This window comes from Cupriavidus sp. MP-37, from assembly GCF_020618415.1.
In the GTDB taxonomy this organism is placed as follows: domain Bacteria; phylum Pseudomonadota; class Gammaproteobacteria; order Burkholderiales; family Burkholderiaceae; genus Cupriavidus.
In genome coordinates this window covers 2,313,415-2,331,115 of the sequence record NZ_CP085345.1, presented here as the reverse complement: position 1 = coordinate 2,331,115, position 17,701 = coordinate 2,313,415, and the positions used below count along the sequence as shown (strand labels likewise).

The following is a 17,701-nucleotide window of genomic DNA, read 5'->3' as shown; positions in this document are numbered from 1 at the left end:
ATCGCGGTCGGTAAGGCAGTAGCGGCAGTAGCGGCGGTAGCAGCGATGGCTTCGGTCAGGTTCAGGCGGCGCCATCGGTGCCGGTGCTGGTGCTGGTGTCAGGGGCCGACGCGGCCACCGCGGCATGCATGCGCGCGCGGCCGCGCTCGACGTGCTCGCGCATCAGGCGCGCGGCCAGTTCGCCGTCGCGCGCGGCAATCGCCGAGACGATAGCGCGGTGCTCGCGGGTGGAATCGGGCATGGCGGCCTGGCTGCGCGACAGCGCTTCGCGCCGGAACAGCGTCAGCTCCTTGACCAGGCGACGGTAGGTCTCCAGCAGCTTGCGATTGCCGGCCAGCTCGACCATGCGGTCGTGGAACGACAGGTTCAGCCGCGTGTATTCATCGACATCGCGCGCCTGGCTGGCCGCATCAAGCGCCTCCACCAGTGCGCGCAGCTCGCGCAAGTCCGCGGGCGTGATGCGGGCGGCCAGTTGCCGGCCGATGAACTCGTCCAGCACGGCGCGCAGTTCATAGATCTCATCGGCTTCCTCCACCGAGATGGCACGCACGAACACACCGCGGTTCTTCTCGGTGCGCAGCAGGCCGGCCTGCTCCAGCGCGCGGAACGCCTCGCGCACCGGGCCGCGCGACACATTGAGCTGCCCGGCGACTTCGATCTCGTTGAGCTTGGCGCCCGGCGCCAGCTCGCCGGACATGATCCGCAACTCCAGTTCGCGCTGCACCAGGGTGGTCAGCGACTGGCTCTGCAGGATGGTGATTTCGCTCGCCAGCGGCGCTTGGCGTGACATGAACACTCCCGTTTGTGACGGATTCAGCAGTATCGAAAATCCTTATTGCCATTAAAGCAAGCGGTTTGTATATTGTCAACAATCAAGACATCGACGCAGGTCAACGGGTGACACGCAACGCGCCGGAAGTTGGGCATATGTCTTGCAAGTGTTGTAGTACAAGGGTTTTACGGTGATTCAATGTTGTGCAGCACGCCCCACGGCATTGCAACATATTCACCACATTGACACATTTCTCCACCTACAATGCCGGAAGGAGTCCCCATGCAACCGTCCTTCACCACCACCCTGCGCACCGCCGCCGCCCTGCTTGCGCTAGCCGCCTCCGGCACCGCGCTGGCCCAGAAAACCACGCTCACCGTCTATACGGCGTGGGAGACCGAGACCCTCAAGCCCTATGCCGAGGGCTTTGCCAAGGTGGCGCCCGATATCGAACTGAAATACGTGCGCGATTCCACCGGCGTCATCACCGCCAAGGCGCTGGCCGAGAAGGCCAACCCGCAGGCCGACGTGATCGCCGGGCTGGCAGCGTCGAGCCTGGAACTGCTCAAGCAGGAGGGGATGCTCGTGCCGTACACCCCCAAGGGCTTCGAAAAGCTGACGCGCGACTACAGCGACAAGGCCACGCCGCCGTCATGGCTGGGCCTGGACGTGTGGGGCGCCACCATCTGCTTCAACACCATCGAGGCCAAGAAGCGCAACCTGCCGCGCCCCGAAACCTGGAAGGACCTGGCCAAGCCGGTCTACAAGGGCACCATCGTGATGCCCAACCCGGCTTCGTCCGGCACCGGCTTCCTTGACGTGACCGCCTGGCTGCAGCTCTACGGCGAGCAGGAAGGCTGGAAGTACATGGACGCGCTGCACGAGAACATCGCCCAATACACGCACTCCGGCTCCAAGCCCTGCAAGCAGGCGGGCTCGGGCGAATTCCCGATCGGCATCTCGTTCGAGCTGCGCGCGCACAAGACGCTGGCCGCGGGCGCGCCGATCGAGATGATCTTCCCCAAGGAGGGCCTGGGCTACGACATCGAGGCCGCCGGCATCGTCAAGGGAACCAAGAAGATGGAGGCGGCGCAACGCTACCTGGACTGGCTCGCCAGCAAGGAGGCCAACCAGCTGTTCGCCAAGGACTGGGCCATCGTGGCTTACCCCGGCGTGGCGCGGAAGGTGGAAACCATCCCGGCCAACTACGAGCAGATGCTGGTCAAGAACGATTTCGGCTATATCGCCAAGAACCGCGAGCGCGTGCTGGCCGAATGGCAGAAGCGCTACGCCAGCAAGTCGGAAAAGCAGCCCTGAGCGCCTGAGCGCCGTCCTGTACCGGCGCCGGCCCGCTGCGCGGGCAGGCGCCGGGCTCCCCCAACAGAACCCAGGCCCCAACGCCATGCAGACGACCTCTACATCCACGGCCGAGACCTACCTCAGCCTCAAAGGCATCCACAAGCGCTTCGGCGGCGGCGGCAGCGCCTTCGTCGCGCTCCACCATATCGACCTGGACGTGCGCCAGGGCGAACTGCTTTGCTTCCTGGGCCCGTCGGGCTGCGGCAAGACCACGCTGCTGCGCATCATCGCCGGGCTGGAATCGCAGAACGCCGGCACCATCCACCAGGGCGGGCGCGATATCTCCACGCTGCCGCCGATGGAGCGCGACTACGGCATCGTGTTCCAGTCCTACGCGCTGTTCCCCAACCTGACCGTGGCTGACAACGTCGCCTACGGCCTGGTCAACCGGCGCATGCCGCGCGACCAGCGCCGCGCCCGCGTGGCCGAACTGCTGACGCTGGTGGGACTGCCCGATCGCGGCAACCAGTATCCGGCGCAGTTGTCGGGCGGCCAGCAGCAGCGCGTGGCGATTGCGCGCGCGCTGGCGACTTCGCCCGGGCTGCTGCTGCTGGACGAGCCGCTGTCGGCGCTCGATGCGCGCGTGCGGGTGCGCCTGCGCAGCGAGATCCGCGCGCTGCAGCAGCGGCTGAACATCACCACCATCCTGGTCACGCACGACCAGGAAGAGGCGCTGTCGATGGCCGACCGCATCGTGGTGATGAACCAGGGCGCGATCGAGCAGGTCGGCACCCCGGCGCAGGTCTACCAGCGCCCGGCCACGCCGTTCGCGGCGGACTTCGTCGGCAAGACCAACATGCTGGGCGCGCGTGTCTGCGGCAACGGCGAGCTGCACCTGGGCGGCGTGCGCATGCGCTGCGCCGCGCCCCCGGGCTGCTGTCCCGACGAGGACGTGCAGGTGTTCTTCCGCCCCGAAGACGTCTGCGTGCGCGGCATCGAACAGCATGGCCCCAATGTGCTGGAAGCCACCGTCGACAAGATCGAGTTCCTCGGCGCCTTCTCGCGGCTGACGCTGCGGCTGCCCGAAGCCGCCCCCGCGGCAACGGGCGCCGCCAGCGCCTCCGGTGGCGCCCTCTATGCCGACCTCTCGCTCAATGACCTGCACGAGCTGCGCCCGCACACCGGCGACCGGCTGCGCCTGGCCATTCCCGCTGACCGTATCCGAATCTTCCGCCACGCATGCGCATGAGCCTCACTGCGGCGCCGGCCACCACGTCTGCCACCCTGCCGGCTACCGATACCCTCTCCCCCGCCTCGTCCAGCGTGACGACGGGGCCTGCCAACCCTGGCGCGCAGCCCACGCCGCCGGCATCGCCGGCGCTGCTCGCCACCTCGGTGCGCGCGCACTGGACCGACCGTCTCGCCTACGCGCTGCTGGCGCTGGCCGCGCTGGCGCTGGCCTGCTTCGTGCTGGCGCCGATGGTGATGATCCTGGCCAAGAGCGTGCAGAACCGCGACGGCACCCTCGCCGGCATCGCGCACTTCCGCGCCTACTTCGAGTCGCCCGCGCTGCTGCGCTCGGTGTGGAACAGCCTGTGGGTCTCGGCGCTGGCCACCTGCCTCACGGTGCCGCTGGCGTTCGGCTTTGCCTATGCGCTGACGCGCAGCCGCATTGCCTGCAAGGGGCTGCTGCGCAACCTGGCGCTGATCCCGCTGCTGGCGCCCTCGCTGCTGGCGGCGATCTCGTTCATCTTCTGGTTCGGCAACCAGGGGCTGTTCAAGCCGTGGATGGGCACCACGCAGATCTACGGGCCGCTGGGCATCGTCGCCTCGCTGGTGTTCGCCACCTTCCCGCATGCGCTGATGATCCTGATCACGGCGCTGTCGCTGACCGACGCGCGGCTGTATGAAGCCGCCGACGCGCTCGGCACCTCGACCGTGCGCAAGTTCTTCACCATCACCGTGCCGGGCGCGCGCTACGGGCTGGTTAGCGCCGCCATGGTGGTGTTCACCTATGCGATCTCGGATTTCGGCATCCCCAAGGTGATCGGCGGCAACTTCCACATGCTGGCGACCGATATCTACAAGCTGGTGATCGGCATGCAGGACTTCTCGCAGGGCGCGGTGGTGTCGCTGATGCTGCTGGTGCCGGTGGCCGTGACCTACTGCGTCGACGCGCGTGTGCAGCGCCGCCAGATGGCGCTGATGTCGGCGCGCTCGGTGCCCTATGTGCCGCGCCGCAGCCCGCGCTTCGACCTGGCCATGGCGGTGTTCTGCTGGCTGATGGCGGCGCTGATGCTGGCGGTGATGGGCATGGCGGTGTACGCGTCGTTCGTCAAGCTGTGGCCGTACAACTTCTCGCTGTCGCTGAACCACTACCGGGTCGGGCTGGTCGAGGGCGGCGTGGTCGATTCCTACCTGAACAGCCTGCGCATGGCGGGCCTGGCCGCGGTGATCGGGCCGGTGTTCATCTTCGCCACCGCCTACCTGCTGGAGAAAACCCGCGGCATGGACTGGCTGCGCAGCTTCGTGCGGCTGATGGCGGTGCTGCCGATGGGCGTGCCGGGGCTGGTGCTGGGGCTGGGCTACATCTTCTTCTTCGTGCCGCAGGCCAATCCCCTGCACGGGCTGTACCAGACCCTGGGCATCCTGGTGCTGGTGACCATCGTCCACTACTACGCATCGTGCCACCTGACCGCCGTGACCGCGCTCAAGCAGCTCGACAGCGAGTTCGAGGCCGTTTCCGCATCACTCAAGGTGCCGTTCTACAAGACCTTCTTCAAGGTCACGGTGCCGGCCTGCCTGCCCGCCATCCTGGAGATCTCGCGCTACCTGTTCATCAATGCGATGACCACGGTCTCGGCGGTGGTGTTCCTGTACGGCGCCGACACCAAGCTGGCCTCGGTCGAGATCGTCAACCTGGACGAGTCCGGCGACATCGGCCCTGCGGCGGCCATGGCCACGCTGGTGGTGCTGACTTCCGCCGGCGCCTGCCTGCTCTATTACCTGCTGCAACGCGTGCTCGATTGCAAGACCCAGGCCTGGCGCCAGGGCCAGGCCAACGACTGACGATCCGACTGACTTTCCCTTTCCACGCCTTCCCAATCAGGAGCTCAACATGATCCGCGGCAACGACCCGATCCTTCTGACCCCCGGCCCCCTGACCACCTCGCTCGCCACCAAGCAGGCCATGCTGCGCGACTGGGGCTCGTGGGACGCCGCCTTCAACACCATCACGCGCAGCCTGTGCGACGACCTCGTGCGCATCGTCCACGGCGAAGGCACCCACGTGTGCGTGCCGATGCAGGGCAGCGGCACCTTCTCGGTGGAGGCGGCGATCGCCAACGTGGTGCCGCGCGACGGCAAGGTGCTGGTGCCGCAGAACGGCGCCTACTGCCAGCGCATCCTGAAGATCTGCAAGGTGCTCGGGCGCGCCTGCGTGGAACTGCCGATCCCGGAAGACCAGCCCGCCAGCGCCGCGCTGATCGAGGAAGCGCTGCGCCGCGACCCGTCGATCACGCACGTGGCGCAGGTGCACTGCGAGACCGGCGCGGGCGTGCTCAACCCGCTGCAGGACATCGCGCTGCTGTGCCAGCGGCTCGGCAAGGGCCTGATCGTCGATGCCATGAGTTCGTTCGGCGCGATCGAGATCGATGCGCGCACCATGCCGTTCGACGCGCTGGTGGCGGCCACCGGCAAGTGCATCGAGGGCGTGCCGGGCATGGGCTTCGTGCTGGTGAGGAAGGACGTGCTGGAAGCCAGCCAGGGCAACAGCCACTCGCTGGCGCTGGACCTCTATGACCAGTACGTCTACATGCAGAAGACCACGCAGTGGCGCTTCACGCCGCCCACGCACGTGGTAGCCGCGTTCCGCGCCGCGCTCGACCAGTTCCTGGAAGAAGGCGGCCAGCCGGTGCGCGGCGCGCGCTATCGCCGCAACTGCGACACGCTGGTGCAGGGCATGGCGGCGCTGGGCTTCCGCGCCTTCCTGCCGGCGGCGGTGCAGGCGCCGATCATCGTCACCTTCCATGCGCCGGCGGATGCGCGCTATGACTTCAAGACCTTCTACAGCAAGGTGCGCGAGCGCGGCTACATCCTGTACCCCGGCAAGCTGACCCAGGTGGAGACCTTCCGCGTCGGCTGCATCGGCGCGATCGACGAGAACGAGATGCGCAACGTGGTGACGGCGATCGGCGAGGTGCTGCGGGAGATGGGGATCGAGATGCAGGCGCAGCTGGCGGAGGCGGCTTGATAGGCTGAGCTTTCCCCGATCGCTGGCAGCAAGCTCCCCTCTCCCGCTTGCGGGAGAGGGGAGAAAGCCAGCGGCATGACCAAGTGCCACAGGCCATTCAAATCCCGCTTGGGTACTCCCTCTCCCGCTTGCGGGAGAGGGTTGGGGTGAGGGCCAGAGCCACCACGAAGTGCAAACGCATCATGCTTGCCACACGCCCGCCCTCACCCCCGCCCCTCTCCCGCAAGCGGCGGAGGGGAGCAAACAAGCGGGCGTACGAATGCAGCGGCAGATCAAAGAACAACAACCCTCTTTCATGTCCTTCCCCCCTGATTTCCACGGCCTTGCCTTTGCCGCCGTGATGCTGTCGGCGCTGATGCATGCGTCGTGGAACGCCATCGTCAAGATCGGCGGCGACCGGCTGTCGTCGATGGCGCTGATCGATACCTTCTGCCTGCTGGTGGCGCTGCCCTTCCTGTTCCTGGTGCCCTTGCCCGCGCCGCAGGTGTGGCCGTTCCTGCTGGCGACGGTGGCGCTGGAGGTGGTCTACAAGCTGTCGCTGGTGGCCGCCTACAACCGCGGCGATTTCAGCCAGGCCTATCCGCTGATGCGCGGCTCGGCGCCGATGATGGTGACGATCCTGCTGTTGCTGAGCGGCAGCGAACGGCTGGGGCCGGGCGGCTATGCCGGCATCGCGCTGATCTGCCTGGGGCTGGTCAGCCTGGTGCACTGGCGCCGGCAGGCGCCCGACCTGCTCGGCTTCGCGCTGCTGGCGGGGGCCTGCCTGGCGGGCGGCACCGTGATCGACGGCACCGCGGTCAAGCGCCATGGCGAGGTGCTGACCTACATCGTCTGGCTACAGGCGATGTCGCATGTGTTCATGCCCGGCTATGCCTTTGCCCGCCGCGGCACGGCGCTGCTGGCGCTGCTGCGCACCGAATGGAAGCGCGCCGGCATCGGCGGCATCAACCGCGTGGGCTCGTATGCGCTGATGCTGTGGGCCATGACGCTCGCGCCGGTGGCCAAGCTGGCGGCGCTGCGCGAATCCAGCGTGATCTTCGCCGCGCTGCTGGGGCACTTCCTGTTGCGCGAGGATTTCGACCGCCGCCGCGTGCTGGCTACCGCGCTGGTGCTGGCGGGGATCGTCACGCTGCAGCTGGCGCGCTGAGCGCCGGTTGTTGCGTTTTGCGTTGTTTATTGGCGTTTTGTGGCATACCATGGCAATCATCCTCCACCGCCTTCGCCCCGCGCGCTGACCATCATGTCCCCTGCCATCCCCGCACAAACCCGCGTCGTCATCATCGGCGGCGGCATCATCGGCTGCAGCGTGGCCTACCACCTGACCAAGTCCGGCTGGAGCGACGTGGTGCTGCTCGAGCAAGGCCAGCTGTCGTGCGGCACCACCTGGCACGCCGCCGGGCTGGTCGGCCAGCTGCGTTCGCAGGAAAGCATGACCAGGCTGATCCGCTATTCCACCCAGCTCTACAGCGAGCTGGAAGCGGAAACCGGCCTCGGCACCGGCTGGAAGCAATGCGGCTCGCTGTCGGTCGCGCGCACCGCAGAGCGCATGACGCAATTGCGCCGCACCGCGGCGGTGGCGCGCGCCTACGGGGTGGAATGCGAGGTGATCTCGCCCGCGCAGGCCGGTGAACTATGGCCGGCGATGCGCACCGACGACCTGCTCGGCGCGGTCTGGCTGCCGGGCGACGGCAAGGCCAACCCGACCGACCTGACCCAGGCGCTGGCGCGCGGCGCGCGCAGCCGCGGCGCCCGCATTGCGCAGGACACCAGGATCACCGCGATCCATAGCCGCGATGGCCGCGCCACCGGCGTCAGCTGGCGCAACAAGGCCGGCGACGAGGGCCGCATCGAAGCCGAGATCGTGGTCAATTGCGCGGGACAGTGGGCGCGCCAGGTGGGGCAGATGTGCGGCGTGACCGTGCCGCTGCACTCGGCCGAGCACTACTACATCGTCACCGAGCGCATTGCCGGCGTGCGTCCCGACCTGCCTGTGATGCGCGACCCCGACGGCTTCATCTACTTCAAGGAGGAAGTCGGCGGGCTGGTGATGGGCGGTTTCGAGCCGGACGCCAAGCCCTGGGGCATGCAGGGCATCCCCGAGCCGTTCGAATTCCAGCTGCTGCCCGATGACTGGGACCAGTTCCAGATCCTGATGGAAAACGCGCTGGTGCGCGTGCCGGCGCTGGAAACCGCGCAGGTCAAGCAGTTCTACAACGGCCCGGAATCCTTCACCCCGGACAACAACTTCATCCTGGGCGAGGCGCCGGAGCTGCGCAACTTCTACGTCGGCGCAGGCTTCAACTCGATGGGCATCGCCTCGGCCGGCGGCGCCGGCATGGCGCTGGCCGAATGGATCGTCGCGGGCGAGCCGACCATGGACCTGTGGCCGGTCGATATCCGCCGCTTCGCCGGCTTCAACGGCAACCAGACCTGGCTGCACGACCGCGTCAAGGAAACGCTCGGGCTGCATTACGCGATGCCGTGGCCGAACCGTGAACTGGAGACCGCGCGACCGTTCCGCCGTTCCCCGCTGTATGCGCAGCTGCGCGATGCCGGCGCCAATTTCGGCAGCAAGATGGGCTGGGAGCGGCCCAACTTCTTCGCGCCGCCGGGGGCATCGCCACAGATCGAATACGCCTTCGGCCAGCAGAACTGGCTGCCCTGGAGCGGCGCCGAGCACCGCGCCTGCCGCGAAGGCGTAGCGCTGTTCGACATGAGTTCGTTCTCCAAGTACCTGGTCAAGGGCGCCGATGCCGAGGCGGTGCTGCAGTACGTGATGAGCAACGACGTGTCTGTGCCGCCCGGACAAACCGTCTATACCGCGATGCTCAACGAGCGCGGCACCTATGAGTCCGACCTGACCGTGACGCGGCTGGCGCATGACCAGTACCTGGTGGTGACCGGGTCGGCGCAGACCACGCGCGACTTCAGCTATATCGAGCGGCTGATCCCCGCGGACCAGCGCTGCGTGATCGTCGACGTCACCGGCCAGTACGCGGTGCTGGCAGTGATGGGGCCGCGCTCGCGCGAGCTGCTGCAAAAGGTGTCGCGCGCGGATTTCTCCAACGAGGGCTTTCCCTTCGGCAGTTCGCGCGAGATCGACCTCGGCTACGCCACCGTGCGCGCGACGCGGCTGACCTATGTGGGCGAACTGGGCTGGGAGTTGTACGTGCCGGTGGAATTCGCGGTGGGCGTGTACGAGACCCTGCATGAGGCCGGCCGCACGCTCGGCCTGGTCAACGCCGGCTACTACGCGATCGAGTCGCTGCGGCTGGAAAAGGGCTATCGCGCCTGGGGCCGCGAGCTGTCGCCGTCGGTCAACCCGTTCGAGGCGGGACTGTCGTTCGCCTGCAAGCTGGCCAGCGGCATCGACTTCCGCGGCCGTGAAGCGCTGCTGCAACTGCGCCAGGCGGGCGCGCCCACGCGGCGCATGGTGGTGGTGACGGTGGACGGCGCCAGCGACGCCATGCTGTGGGGCGGCGAGGCCGTGCTGCGCACCGGCGCCGACGGCAGCGTGCGCGCGGTGGGCTCGCTCAGTTCCGCCGCCTTCGGCCATACGCTGGGCTGCCCGGTCGGCATGGCACTGCTGGCGCGCGAGGACGGGCCGGCCGATGCGGCGTGGCTCGAAGCCGGCACCTACCACGTCGACCTCGCCGGCGCCCCGCTGCCCGCACGCGTGCACCTGCGCGCGCCCTACGATCCGGCCTCGGTGCGGCCGAAGGCCTGAACGAAGGGCCTGAACTGAAAGCCGGCCAGGAATATTCGCGCCGGCTGATAACCACTATTCAACGCCCCGCCTTGAGGTAAACCCTAGGCCACGGCGACAATCGCGGGGTCAGCGCAGCCGTTCAGCGCCAGGACCATGACAGCCATGCCCCGCCCCGATTCACCCGCGCCGCAGCCGTAGTGACTGGCGGCACGCCATGCCCTGCAGCGGCCGCCCAGCCACTACCGCCGCGGCCGCGTCCCCTGAACACCTGAACCGTATCCGCGCCAGCCCCCGGGCTGGCCCGCGGATGGCTGCCCCTTGCCGCGACATCTTGCGCAATTGCGCAATCCCCAAGGAAATCCATGCCCAGCTTCAACCCTTCACGACGCACCTTCCTCAAAGCCAGCGTCGTGGCCGGGGTGTCGGTCTATATCGCACCCATCGGCGGCAAGGCTTTCGCGGCCTTGTTCGAAGACAAGATCCTGACCCCCGTGCAGTGGGACGCCAAGGCCGGTGCCCCCAGGTTCCGCATCGACGGCGTCGCCAAGGTCACCGGCGCCAAGGTGTTTGCGCGCGATATCCGCTCGCGCGACATGCCGCACTGGCCGCAGCAGCAGTCGCACGCCTTTATCCTGCGTGCGACACATGCCGACCGCATCTATGCGGGCTTCGACCTGGGCGTGCTGGGCGACGAACTGAAGCCCGACCGCGTCGTTACCGCCGATGACCTGGCCCGCGACGGCGTCGCCTTCCCCGCCTTCTATGGCGACGACATGCTGCTGCCCGCCGGCAAGACGCCCGCTTACCTGGGCCACGCGGTGGCGATCCTGATCTACCACGACTTCGCGCGCTTCCGCTTTGCCAAGGACAAGCTCAAGTTCCGCGATGACGTGATCCGCTATGGCGCCAAGACCGGCCCGCTGGAGCGCGACCCGTGGGGCACCTTCCGCTTCGTGCGCGTGGGCGGCGCCACGCCTTATGCGGACGACGTGTTCTCTTCGCTGAAGAACGCGCCGGTGTTCCCGAGCATGATGCGCAAGCACCAGCCGGTCTGGCCGGACGGCAAGGACCACGGCCAGCTCGGCGAACAGGGCATGTACCACGCCGCGCAGATCCGCGCGCAATTGGCGAAGCCGTCCGACGACTGGCTGGTGCTCGAGCGCGAATACCACTCGCAGTCGGCCGATACCGCCGCGCTCGAGCCCGACAACGCCAACTGCTGGTACGACGCCGCCGCGCAGGCACTGCACATGGTGGTGCCGACGCAAGGCCCGAACGAGGTCGCCGAAAGCGTGGCCGAGATGCTGGCCAGGGCCAAGGGCGCGTTCCCGGTGAAGCAGGTGTTCCTGCACCCGTGCTACACCGTCGGCTACGGCTCCAAGGACCACTACAACTTCCCGTTCTATGGCCTGGTCACGGCGCTGTACGCCGACGGCAAGCCGGTGCGGCTGGCCAACGACCGCTACGAGCAGTTCCAGACCTCGATCAAGCGCCATGCCTTCCGGATGCGCTACCGCATCGCGGTGGACAGGAAGACCGGCCTGTTCCAGGCCTTCCAGGGCGATCTCGAGGCCAACGGCGGCGGGCGCTCCAACTTCTCGCCATCGGTGGCGATGGTCGGCGCCACCGCGGCGCAATCGATTTATTACTTCCCGAACAACGACCTGACCGCCGTGGCGATCGCCTCGCGCGCCATCGATGCGGGCTCGGCCCGCGGCTACGGCACGCTGCAGAGCATGGCCGCAACCGAGATGATGGTCGACGAGTTCGCCGAGCAGCTGAAGCTCGACCCGATCGAGTTCCGGCTGAAGAACGCGCTGCGCTCGGGCATGAAGAACACGCAGGGCGCGATCCCCGCCGGCGCGATCCGCGTCGACGAGGTGCTGGAGGCGGCGAAGGCCTATCCGCTGTGGACCAACCGCGCCAGCAAGAAGGCGGAGTATGAAGCCGCCAACCCCGGGCGCCGCTATGGCGTGGGCTTTGCCTGCGTGCAGAAGGATTTCGGCACGGGCGCGGAAGCGTCGTTCGCCAGGGTCGAGCTGAAGGCCGACGGCAGCATCGTGCTGCATCACTCCGGCGCCGAGATCGGCACCGGCATGTCGACCTCGCAGGCCGCCGCGGTGGCGCGCTGGCTGGGCAAGCCGGCGGGCGAGGTACGCACCTCCGTCACCGACTGGACCGACCTGCCGGTCACCACCTCGGGCGACCCTTACCTGATGAGCCAGGCCGAGCAGGACAAGCTGTCGGCCAATCCGCGCTGGTCGCCGGCCTATGCTTCGCCGGCCAGCGCCACCAACTCGGCCTACTACTTCACCCACAGCACGCGCGAAGCCGCGCGCGTGGTGTTCCTGCATGGCCTGTGGCCGGCGGCGATGGCGATCTGGAGCCAGGGCATCGGCGGCGGCCAGGCGGCCTCGCTGGTGGTGCGCGTGGAAGACGCGCGCTGGGTCGACGGCAAGCTCAGCGCCGGCGGCCTGCAGGCGCTGCCGTTCGAGCAGCTCGCGGCCAAGGCGCATGAACTCGGGCTGGTGACCGGCGCCACCGTGCACGCCTTCAACCGCTGGCAATGGAGCGAAGCCGACTTCGACATCAACGGGCAGGCCGCGCGGCTGCCGGTGGACGGATTGTCAGTGCGCTACGGCGACGGCGCCGATGCATCGCACAAGGCGCGCATGCGCACCCCGGGTGGCTGGCATGTGCTCGACCGCAAGCAGGTCTATATCGCGCCCACGCAGCGCAACAACGCCGCTGTGACCTACTACAGCGCGGTGGGCACCTTCGTCGAGCTGTCGGTGCACGAGGCCAGCGGCAAGGTGGAGATCCTGTCGCACCACTCGATCATGGAATGCGGCACGCAGCTGTCGCCGCAACTGGTGTCCGGCCAGCTGCAGGGCGGCATCGCCATGGGCATCGGCCACGCGCTGCATGAATACCTGCCGCTGTACGAAGACGGCCCCGGCAACGGCACCTGGAACTTCAACCGCTACCACCTGCCGCGCGCCAGCGACGTGGCGGTGTGGAGCCAGACCGGCACGGTGCTGCCGCCGGTCACGGAAACCGACCCGCCCAAGGGCATCGCCGAGGTGGTGATGATCCCGGTGGTGGGCGCCATCGTCAACGGCATCGCGCATGCCATCGGCCACCGCTTCACCGACCTGCCGGTGACGGCGGCCAAGATCCAGGAGGTACTGGCATGAGCATCGCCACCCAACCCATCACGCTCAACATCAACGGCAAGGACGTCGGCCCCGTCGACGTGCCCGAAGGCCTGATGATGATCGATTTCCTGCATGAATACCTGGACCTGACCGGCTCGCGCCTGGGCTGCGGCCAGGGTATCTGCCACGCCTGCGTGGTGATCCACGACAAGCCCGACGGCACCAGCGAGGAAGTGCGCAGCTGCATCACCGGCGCGCACTGGTTCCACGGCCGCAAGGTGCGCACCGTGGAAGGCCACGGCAAGCGCAACGAGCAAGGCGAGGTGGTCGAGCTGACGCCGGTGCAGCAGAAGTTCCTGGAGCATTTCAGCTTCCAGTGCGGCTACTGCACGCCGGGCTTCGTCAACGGCGCCACCATCCTGGTGGAACAGCTCAGGCGCAAGCCCGTGCCGAAGGATCAGGTCGAGGCCACCATCACCCAGGCGCTGGACGGCCACATCTGCCGCTGCACCGGCTACGTGCGCTACTACGAGGCGGTCAAGGACGTGATCACCAGCACGCCGGGCCTGGTGCAGGACAGCGGGAGCGACCAGTGATGCAGCGCACGCCCCTGATGATGGCTATGCGCGCCGCGCTGGCAGGCCTGGCCGCGGCCGCGATCATGGCCGGCTGCGGCAGCCGCACCGAAGCGATTGCGCCCGAAGCCGACCAGGCCCCCAAGGCGCAGCTGTCCCCCGCCGAGCAGATCGCGCGCGGGCGCTACCTGGTGCGCGCGGCCGACTGCGCCGCCTGCCACACCGCGCCGCAAGGCGCGCCGTTCGCCGGCGGCGTGGAGCTGGCCTCGCCGTTCGGCAAGTTCTACGGCACCAACATCACGCCGGACAAGACCCACGGCATCGGCAACTGGAGCGCGGACGACTTCTACAAGGCGCTGCATGACGGCAAGGCCCCGGGCAAGCAGCTCTACCCGGCGATGCCGTACACCTCGTACCGCGGCCTGTCGCGCGCGGATTCGAATGCCATGTACGCCTACCTGATGCAGGTGAAGCCGGCCGCGGTGGCCAACCGCCCGCACGACCTGCAGTTCCCGTACAACCTGCGCTTTGCGCTGGCGGGCTGGAACCTGCTGTTCCTCGAGGACAAGCTGCCCGATGCCTCCACCGGCAATTCGGCGTCGTGGCAGCGCGGCCGCTACCTGTCCAACGCGCTGGGCCACTGCGCCGAGTGCCACACGCCGCGCGCGGCGTTCGGCCGGCTGGACCTGTCGAAGCCGCTGGCCGGCTCCGCGCTGGCGCGCGTCGGCGCGCCGGACATCACGCCCGCCGGGCTGGCCGCACGCGGCTGGACCGCCGCCGACCTGCAGCAGTTCTTCGCCACCGGCATCGCGCCGCAAGGCTCGGCCTTCGGCGAGATGTACCCGGTGGTGCATTTGAGCAGCCAGTACCTGAACCAGGCCGACCTGGCGGCGATGAGCACCTACCTGCTGGGCGACCAGCCGCCCGCGCCGCAGCCGGTGAAGGCGGTCAATGCCGATGCCGCACAACTGACTCCCGGCCGCCGCCACTACGTCGCCGTCTGCGCCGGCTGCCATGGCCGCGAGGGCGAAGGCAAGCCGCACGTGGCGGTGTCGATGGCCGGCAATTCGACGGTGCGCAACACCGATGCGCGCAACCTGATCGTGTCGATGCTCGATGGCATCCAGGCGCAGCGCTTTCCCGGCATGGAGGCGATGCAGGAGATGCCGGGCTTTGCCGACCGCATGAGCGACGAGGAGCTGGCGCAGCTGGCCAACTACCTGCGTGCGACGTGGGGTGGGCAGCCGGCTGATGTGAAGCCGGGCGATGTGAAGGCGCTGCGCGCGGCGGGGCCGGGGCATTAAAACGCCCGCCGGTTTGCTCCCCTCTCCCGCTTGCGGGAGAGGGGCCGGGGGAGAGGGCAGGCGCTGGCATACCGGCGCGCTGCACTTCGTTGACGCTCCGGCCCTCTCCCCCACCCCTCTCCCACTTCGCGGGAGAGGGGAGCGATTGCGCATGGCGGTAGCCATGGTTAGCGCTACCGCATAGCAGCGGCCGTACAGCAGCTGTTCCAATCTGGAACAACCACTGTCACGCGCTTGCACACCTGCGGCACGATTTCCCGGCCAATCCCCGCTTCGTCCCGCTTTTCCATCCTCCCGCTTCCCCCGGCACACCTCTTGCGACCTGCTCCGTTGCGCACGGCCCCAACGCCGTGGCGACACCACACAGATCACTCGAACGGAGCGAGACATGGACATGGCGGAAATCGCCCAGCTGGGCGTCAGCAACCCCTACAAGCAGCAGTACGACAACTACATCGGCGGCCAGTGGGTGCCGCCCGCCGGCGGCGAGTACTTCGAGTCGATCACGCCGATCACCGGCAAGCCGTTCACGCGCGTGCCGCGCTCGAACCAGCAGGACGTCGACGCCGCGCTGGATGCCGCGCATGCCGCCAGGGCCGCGTGGGCGCGCACCTCGACCACCGAGCGCGCCAACATCCTGAACCGCATCGCCGACCGCATCGAGGCCAACCTGAAGCTGCTGGCGGTGGCCGAGAGCATCGACAACGGCAAGCCGGTGCGCGAGACCACCGCCGCCGACCTGCCGCTGGCGGTGGACCACTTCCGCTACTTCGCGGGCTGCATCCGCGCGCAGGAAGGCGGCATTTCCGAGATCGACGGCGACACCATCGCCTACCACTTCCATGAGCCGCTGGGCGTGGTCGGCCAGATCATCCCGTGGAACTTCCCGCTGCTGATGGCCACCTGGAAGCTGGCCCCCGCGCTGGCCGCCGGCAACTGCGTGGTGCTGAAACCCGCCGAGCAGACGCCCGCTTCGATCCTGGTGCTGATGGAGGTGATCGGCGACCTGCTGCCTCCCGGCGTGGTCAACGTGATCAACGGCTTCGGCCTGGAAGCGGGCAAGCCGCTGGCATCGAGCCCGCGCATCAGCAAGGTCGCGTTCACCGGCGAGACCACCACCGGCCGGCTGATCATGCAGTACGCCTCGCAGAACCTGATCCCGGTGACGCTGGAACTGGGCGGCAAGTCGCCCAACATCTTCTTCGAAGACGTGCTTGCCGCCGACGATGCCTTCTTCGACAAGGCGCTGGAAGGCTTTGCCATGTTCGCGCTGAACCAGGGCGAGGTCTGCACCTGCCCGTCGCGCGCGCTGATCCAGGAATCGATCTACGACCGCTTCATGGAGCGCGCGCTCAAGCGCGTCGCCGCGATCCGCCAGGGCCATCCGCTCGACACCGGCACCATGATCGGCGCGCAGGCGTCGGCCGAACAGCTGGAAAAGATCCTGTCGTACATCGACCTGGGCCGCAAGGAAGGCGCGCAGTGCCTGGCCGGGGGCGAGCGCAACGCGCTGGAAGGCGACCTGGCGGGTGGCTACTACGTCAAGCCGACGGTCTTCGCCGGCCACAACAAGATGCGCATCTTCCAGGAAGAGATCTTCGGCCCGGTGGTCTCGGTCACCACCTTCAAGGATGAGGACGAGGCGCTGGCCATCGCCAACGACACGCTCTATGGCCTGGGCGCCGGGGTCTGGACCCGCGACGGCGCGCGCGCGTTCCGCATGGGCCGCGGCATCCAGGCCGGGCGCGTGTGGACCAACTGCTACCACGCCTACCCGGCCCATGCCGCGTTCGGCGGCTACAAGCAGTCGGGCATCGGCCGCGAGAACCATCGCATGATGCTCGACCATTACCAGCAGACCAAGAACCTGCTGGTCAGCTACAGCCCCAACGCGCTCGGGTTCTTCTGACCATGGCGGGCCCGACTTCCGCGCCGGCAACAGCGCCGGTCGCGCGCGTGGTGGCAACGCCGGCCGCGCTCGCGCTGATCGCCGAGCTGGCCACGCGGCACGGCCCGCTGATGTTCCACCAGTCCGGCGGCTGCTGCGACGGCAGCGCGCCGATGTGCTATCCCGCCGGCGAGTTGCTGGTGGGCCCGGGCGATGTCTGCCTGGGCCAGATCGGCGGCGCCGCGTTCTACATGACGCGCGCGCAGTTCGAGTACTGGCGCCACACGCGGCTGGTGATCGACGTGGTGCCGGGCGCGGGCGGGATGTTCTCGCTGGAGGGACGCACGGGCAGGCGTTTCCTGACGCGCTCGGAGCTGTTCAGCGACGCGGAAGCCGCGTGGCTGGCGCAACAGCCGGAGCCGTGATGCCATATGCGGCAATGGCGTGCGGGCAGCCGATGCCCGCACGCCATCGCCGCGACTCAGCGTTTCTCGTCGAGCAGGTCGTTCAGGATTTCGTCGAAGGTCGCCTGGGCGTCCTCCAGCGCCTGCAGCGCCGCGTCGAAGGTCTGCAGCGCCAGTTTCGACGGCTTGCCGCTGCCCTGCGGCGGATAGTGGGCCTGCAGCGCCGTGAAGGCGACCTGCACCTGGCGCGTGGCGGCGACCACGCGTTCCATCGCCTGCGCCTCTTCGGCGCGGTACTGCTCGTGCTTCTGTTCGCTCATGCCGGTTGGCTCCCTGAAGG

Annotated in this window: 13 protein-coding genes; 11 read left to right on the top strand and 2 right to left on the bottom strand. The window is 68.1% G+C overall.

Annotated elements, in window-relative coordinates; all coding sequences use genetic code 11:
• Positions 1-61: 61 nt before the first annotated feature.
• Positions 62-790 carry a phosphonate utilization associated transcriptional regulator gene (locus LIN44_RS26820; RefSeq protein ID WP_227315264.1) on the bottom strand — a complete coding sequence of 243 codons (729 nt, stop codon included), beginning with the start codon at positions 788-790 and terminating at the stop codon, positions 62-64.
• Positions 791-1,054: 264 nt separating this feature from the next.
• Between LIN44_RS26820 and LIN44_RS26815 the strand changes: the two genes are divergently transcribed.
• The 11 genes from LIN44_RS26815 to LIN44_RS26765 all read left to right on the top strand — a co-directional run bounded on the left by LIN44_RS26815 (position 1,055) and on the right by LIN44_RS26765 (position 17,382).
• Entirely contained in the window at positions 1,055-2,089 is a 1,035-nt protein-coding gene (locus LIN44_RS26815; RefSeq protein ID WP_227315263.1) for a putative 2-aminoethylphosphonate ABC transporter substrate-binding protein, read from the top strand.
• 85 nt (positions 2,090-2,174) lie between these two features.
• A complete protein-coding gene (locus tag LIN44_RS26810) occupies positions 2,175-3,320 on the top strand; it encodes a putative 2-aminoethylphosphonate ABC transporter ATP-binding protein (protein WP_227315262.1) in 1,146 nt (381 codons plus the stop codon).
• Complete coding sequence (locus tag LIN44_RS26805; protein ID WP_227315261.1) at positions 3,311-5,140, top strand: putative 2-aminoethylphosphonate ABC transporter permease subunit; 1,830 nt, start codon at positions 3,311-3,313, stop codon at positions 5,138-5,140. Before LIN44_RS26810 ends, LIN44_RS26805 begins: the two co-directional genes overlap by 10 nt.
• Before the next feature lie 49 nt (positions 5,141-5,189).
• On the top strand, positions 5,190-6,323 hold the full coding sequence (locus LIN44_RS26800; RefSeq protein WP_227315260.1) for a 2-aminoethylphosphonate--pyruvate transaminase: 1,134 nt from the start codon (positions 5,190-5,192) through the stop codon (positions 6,321-6,323).
• 295 nt (positions 6,324-6,618) lie between these two features.
• Entirely contained in the window at positions 6,619-7,470 is an 852-nt protein-coding gene (locus LIN44_RS26795; protein WP_227315259.1) for an EamA family transporter, read from the top strand.
• Positions 7,471-7,563: 93 nt separating this feature from the next.
• Positions 7,564-10,050: an FAD-dependent oxidoreductase gene (locus LIN44_RS26790; protein WP_227315258.1), complete on the top strand. Its 2,487-nt coding sequence runs from the start codon at positions 7,564-7,566 to the stop codon at positions 10,048-10,050.
• 344 nt (positions 10,051-10,394) lie between these two features.
• On the top strand, positions 10,395-13,229 hold the full coding sequence (locus tag LIN44_RS26785; protein ID WP_227315257.1) for a xanthine dehydrogenase family protein molybdopterin-binding subunit: 2,835 nt from the start codon (positions 10,395-10,397) through the stop codon (positions 13,227-13,229).
• On the top strand, positions 13,226-13,786 hold the full coding sequence (locus LIN44_RS26780) for a (2Fe-2S)-binding protein (protein WP_227315256.1): 561 nt from the start codon (positions 13,226-13,228) through the stop codon (positions 13,784-13,786). Before LIN44_RS26785 ends, LIN44_RS26780 begins: the two co-directional genes overlap by 4 nt.
• A complete protein-coding gene (locus LIN44_RS26775; RefSeq protein ID WP_227315255.1) occupies positions 13,786-15,069 on the top strand; it encodes a cytochrome c in 1,284 nt (427 codons plus the stop codon). Before LIN44_RS26780 ends, LIN44_RS26775 begins: the two co-directional genes overlap by 1 nt.
• Before the next feature lie 388 nt (positions 15,070-15,457).
• On the top strand, positions 15,458-16,978 hold the full coding sequence (gene adh / locus LIN44_RS26770) for an aldehyde dehydrogenase (RefSeq protein ID WP_227315254.1): 1,521 nt from the start codon (positions 15,458-15,460) through the stop codon (positions 16,976-16,978).
• A 2-nt stretch (positions 16,979-16,980) separates the two neighbouring features.
• Positions 16,981-17,382, top strand: coding sequence for a DUF779 domain-containing protein (locus LIN44_RS26765; protein WP_227315253.1), 402 nt, complete (start codon positions 16,981-16,983; stop codon positions 17,380-17,382).
• A gap of 56 nt (positions 17,383-17,438) precedes the next feature.
• Here the strand turns inward: LIN44_RS26765 and LIN44_RS26760 are convergent, their stop codons facing one another.
• On the bottom strand, positions 17,439-17,681 hold the full coding sequence (locus LIN44_RS26760) for a hypothetical protein (RefSeq protein ID WP_010812795.1): 243 nt from the start codon (positions 17,679-17,681) through the stop codon (positions 17,439-17,441).
• Positions 17,682-17,701 lie beyond the last annotated feature (20 nt).

Bases quoted from the DNA above. Each gene is read 5' to 3' on its own strand.
- LIN44_RS26815 (WP_227315263.1), top strand. From the start codon at position 1,055: ATGCAACCGTCCTTCACCACCACCCTGCGCACCGCCGCCGCCCTGCTT.
- adh (WP_227315254.1), top strand. From the start codon at position 15,458: ATGGACATGGCGGAAATCGCCCAGCTGGGCGTCAGCAACCCCTACAAG.
- LIN44_RS26820 (WP_227315264.1), bottom strand. From the start codon at position 790: ATGTCACGCCAAGCGCCGCTGGCGAGCGAAATCACCATCCTGCAGAGC.
- LIN44_RS26810 (WP_227315262.1), top strand. From the start codon at position 2,175: ATGCAGACGACCTCTACATCCACGGCCGAGACCTACCTCAGCCTCAAA.
- LIN44_RS26805 (WP_227315261.1), top strand. From the start codon at position 3,311: ATGCGCATGAGCCTCACTGCGGCGCCGGCCACCACGTCTGCCACCCTG.
- LIN44_RS26775 (WP_227315255.1), top strand. From the start codon at position 13,786: ATGCAGCGCACGCCCCTGATGATGGCTATGCGCGCCGCGCTGGCAGGC.
- LIN44_RS26760 (WP_010812795.1), bottom strand. From the start codon at position 17,681: ATGAGCGAACAGAAGCACGAGCAGTACCGCGCCGAAGAGGCGCAGGCG.
- LIN44_RS26795 (WP_227315259.1), top strand. From the start codon at position 6,619: ATGTCCTTCCCCCCTGATTTCCACGGCCTTGCCTTTGCCGCCGTGATG.
- LIN44_RS26765 (WP_227315253.1), top strand. From the start codon at position 16,981: ATGGCGGGCCCGACTTCCGCGCCGGCAACAGCGCCGGTCGCGCGCGTG.
- LIN44_RS26785 (WP_227315257.1), top strand. From the start codon at position 10,395: ATGCCCAGCTTCAACCCTTCACGACGCACCTTCCTCAAAGCCAGCGTC.
- LIN44_RS26790 (WP_227315258.1), top strand. From the start codon at position 7,564: ATGTCCCCTGCCATCCCCGCACAAACCCGCGTCGTCATCATCGGCGGC.
- LIN44_RS26780 (WP_227315256.1), top strand. From the start codon at position 13,226: ATGAGCATCGCCACCCAACCCATCACGCTCAACATCAACGGCAAGGAC.
- LIN44_RS26800 (WP_227315260.1), top strand. From the start codon at position 5,190: ATGATCCGCGGCAACGACCCGATCCTTCTGACCCCCGGCCCCCTGACC.